Genomic DNA, 3523 nt, shown 5'->3' with positions numbered 1-3523 from the left:
CCCCACCCAGGGCCTCCCAGAATCTCACGACTTCTGACACTCCCAGATGTCATGAGATCCAACAGTCCCAGAAGTCATGAGACATCACAGGCACCCAGGGGTACGTACCGTCGTTGGAAGTGCCGAAGCGTTGGTGCCAAGTGCCGAACCGTCACGCCAAGTACCGAACCGTCATCCGGGGGCGCATGGGCGCACAAGTCGGGTCGGCGCCCGGGCGGTCGTGTCTTGGCCCGGGGCGTGTCGAGTAGGGCTCCAAGATCACCGGCGTATCGTCAATGGTCGCGGCCCCGGTCCGGCACCCAGATGATCCCAAGGAATCGTCGCAAGTCAGCACCACCCGCCCGAGAACGACCTCGCCTGCCCGAGACGCCCCTGGTCCGGCGAGTACGTCCTCTGCGGCCCGAGAACGTCCTTATCAGCCCCAAACCCTCCCGAACGTGGAGGGCCTGGGGATCACGGGGTCGTACTCGCCAGCTCGGCACCCGCCGACAACAACCACCCAAACCACAGCCCCGCCCCCGACCACCACACCCACAAACCGGAAGAGCCTTATTACCGCCGAGATCGGTCAAAGTTACGTACCGAGACCGGTAAGCGCCGCCTGTGGCCCGGCCGCCTACGCATGGAGCACTCCGTGCCCTCGAGACCACCCTCCTACACCGCCTCGCGTACGTGAGAGCCAAATGCGTACGCATTCCGACCGACCTCGACACGTTACAAGTGCCGGTCTCAGCACGTAACAAGTGCCGGTCTCGCGGGGAAGGGAAGGGAAGGGAAGTGGGGTGAGCGGCGCTCAGCGGCTGGCCCAGGCGCGCCAGAGGCGGGTGTACTCCCCTTCGGCCGCCAGCAACTCCGCATGCGGACCGAGTTCCACAATCCGCCCGTCAATCACCACCGCCACCCTGTCGGCGGCCGCGGCCGTGTCCAGTCGGTGAGCGATTGCCACCACGGTACGCCCAGCCAGGACAGCATCCAGCGAGCGCTCGGCGGATCGGGCGACGCTCGGATCCAACAGGCTGGTGGCCTCATCCAGCACGAGTGTGGCCGGGTCCATCAGCACGATGCGAGCCAGTGCCACCTGTTGGGCCTGCCCAGGAGTCAGCTGCGCGCCGCCGGCGCCGACAAGGGTCTCCAAGCCGTCGGACAGACCCCCCACCCAGTCATCAGCCCCCACTACTTCCAGTGCTCGCTTGAGCTCGGCGTCGGTGGCGTCGGTGCGCGCCAGTCGCAGGTTGTCCGCCAGGCTGCAGGCGAAGACGTGGTGCTCCTGGGTCACGAGTACCACCTCGCGGTGCAGTGCGTCCTCCGTGAGCGCGGTCAGGTCGATTCCATCGCCGTCCTCACCGTCACCCACCGTAACCCGCCCGCGGGTGGGCGGGTGAACGCCGGCGAGCATGCGGCCGAGCGTGGACTTGCCCGAGCCGGACGGGCCGACCACGGCCAGTCGCTCCCCCGGGATCAGCTCCAGATCGACGTCATGCAGGACGTCGTGTCCGGGCCGGTAGGCGTATGAGACGCCGCGCGCACGCGGTGGCCGACCCGTGACCGCCCCGCTGGTGGCATCCCGGTCGGGGCGTACCAATTCCACACCCACGATCCGGGACATGGCCGCACCCGCCGACTGCAGGGAGTCGATCCAGTAAGTCACCTCCGAAACGGGTGTGCGCAACTGGATGGCGTACAGCGCCACCGTGGTTATGGCCCCGAGAGTGACGGCACCACGGCCGGCCAACCAGGCGCCCCAGGCGACGACGGCGATCACCGGCACGAATGACCCCAGCCCCAACGCGGTTAGCAGGACGATGCGCAGCCAAAGTGTGTACTGCTCGGTGGACCAGACCTCGATCGTGGCGCGATCCAGGATGCGGTTGCGGCGCGCCCCGAGCGCGTGAGCGTCAACGGTGTCGGCCTGGTCGGCGGTTTCGGCGATGACGCCGTCGACCTCGGCCCACATGGCGTTCATGGCCCGGTAGGCGGGCACCGCATGCCGCAGGTACCAGTGCCACACCGGCACCACAGCCAGCAGCGGCACGATCATGGCGGGACTGAGCCTTGGGGAGGTGATCACTGCGGCGACGACGATCGTAAGCAGCGTCAGCACGATCACCAGGATCTGGCTGACACCGCGCTGGACGACGTTGCGGATGGACTCCAGGTCGCGGCCGGTGCGCCCCAACAGGTCACCGGTGCCGGCGGACTCGACCACCGACAGCGGCAGGTGCATGGCAGAACCGACCAGACGCTCACGCAGCTCGGCGAAGACCCGCTCCCCCAGTACGCGGGCCAGGTACTCGCCGCAGCCGGTCAGGACGGCGTTTCCTATCGCCAGGGCGATGACGACGGCGATGAGCCCCTGCAGCCGCCCGGCCACGGAGGCGGCCGCAGCGCCCTCGGCGCCTGCCACCAGATCCACCATGTCTCCGAGCACCCGCGGGATGCCCACCGCGGCCAGGGCGGCCAACAGCTGGAGAGTGGTTACGGCGGCCACGGCGCCCTTGTGCTCCCTGATCAACTCGAGGGCGCGACGGCGTACGGCAACGGCGTCGGCCACGGGCAGGCGCCGGTTCATTGCCTCCCTCCCGCCTCGACCCCGCGTTCGACGACGGCCCGGTAGGCGTCCAGCGCGCTCAGCTCGTGGTGGGTGCCGCGCGCGATTTCACGCACCTGCGCCGCGACGACGTCGAGCAGCACCACTTCATCGCAGCGGCCCAGCAGCAGCGGAGAGGCGGTGACGACGATGGTGGTGAGTCCGCGGCGGTCTTCGCGCAGTCGCCGGGCCACCAGATCCTCGGTATGGGAGTCCAGGGCGCTGGTGGGCTCTACCAGCACCAGAACGGGCGCACGGCGAGCGACGGCGCGGGCCAGGGCCAGGCGCTGACGCTGCCCACCGGAGACGTTGCGGGCCTTCTCGGTGAGTTGACCGTCCAGGCCGCCGAGGGAGTCCAGGGCGTCGCCCGCCGCGGCGACGTCGAGGGCATGTTCGGCGCGCTCCCGCTGGGCGGGGGTCAGTGGCGGCGCACCTCCTCCAGCGGCGGGTCCTTCGTCGCCGTGGGCGCCGGCCAGTGCGCCGGAGCGGATGACGTCGGCGGTCGAGCGCGGACCGGACAGCGGGATCTCGTCGCCGAGGATCTCGTCGGCTAGCGTCCCGGCGAAGACCTCGGCGTGGGCGCCGGAGAAGACGATGGTGCGGCGCACCTCCTCCAGCGGAACCGTCCGCAGATCGGTGCCGCCGAGCGCGACGGGGCCGTCGGCGTCGTCGGCGCGGCCCAGACGCACGGCCAGGGAGGCGGCCCGGGCGGGGTCGGCGCACACCAGGGCGGTCATCCGCCCGCCTGGCAGCACCACCCCGGAGGTGAGGTCGGTCAGGTCGCCGGTCGGGTCCAGGTGCGTCCCGGGGACGATGCCGGCGTCGTCGGTGAGTGGCTCGACCGCCTCAATGCGGGCCACCTTGCGGGCGCCCACCCAGGCGCGGGTGGAAAACTGGATCAGGTCGGCCATCACGCCCAGCGGCCCCACTAGGAAG

2 protein-coding genes are annotated in these 3523 nt (G+C 69.9%); both read right to left on the bottom strand.

Features of this window, described 5'->3' with window-relative positions; all coding sequences use genetic code 11:
* Positions 1–793 precede the first annotated feature (793 nt).
* Positions 794–2569: an ABC transporter ATP-binding protein gene (locus GZ998_RS02630; protein ID WP_219108824.1), complete on the bottom strand. Its 1776-nt coding sequence runs from the start codon at positions 2567–2569 to the stop codon at positions 794–796.
* The coding region (locus GZ998_RS02625; protein ID WP_219108822.1) for an ABC transporter ATP-binding protein at positions 2566–3523 on the bottom strand (958 nt) is incomplete at its 5' end. The genes GZ998_RS02630 and GZ998_RS02625, both read right to left, overlap by 4 nt.

It is taken from the genome of Actinomyces sp. 594, from assembly GCF_019325145.1.
Lineage (GTDB): Bacteria > Actinomycetota > Actinomycetes > Actinomycetales > Actinomycetaceae > Actinomyces.
The sequence above is the reverse complement of the archived record's forward strand: the minus strand, read 5'-3'. Positions and strand labels throughout refer to the sequence as shown.

Excerpts from the sequence above, each read along its gene's own strand:
- GZ998_RS02630 (WP_219108824.1), bottom strand. The coding sequence starts at position 2,569 with ATGAACCGGCGCCTGCCCGTGGCCGACGCCGTTGCCGTACGCCGTCGC.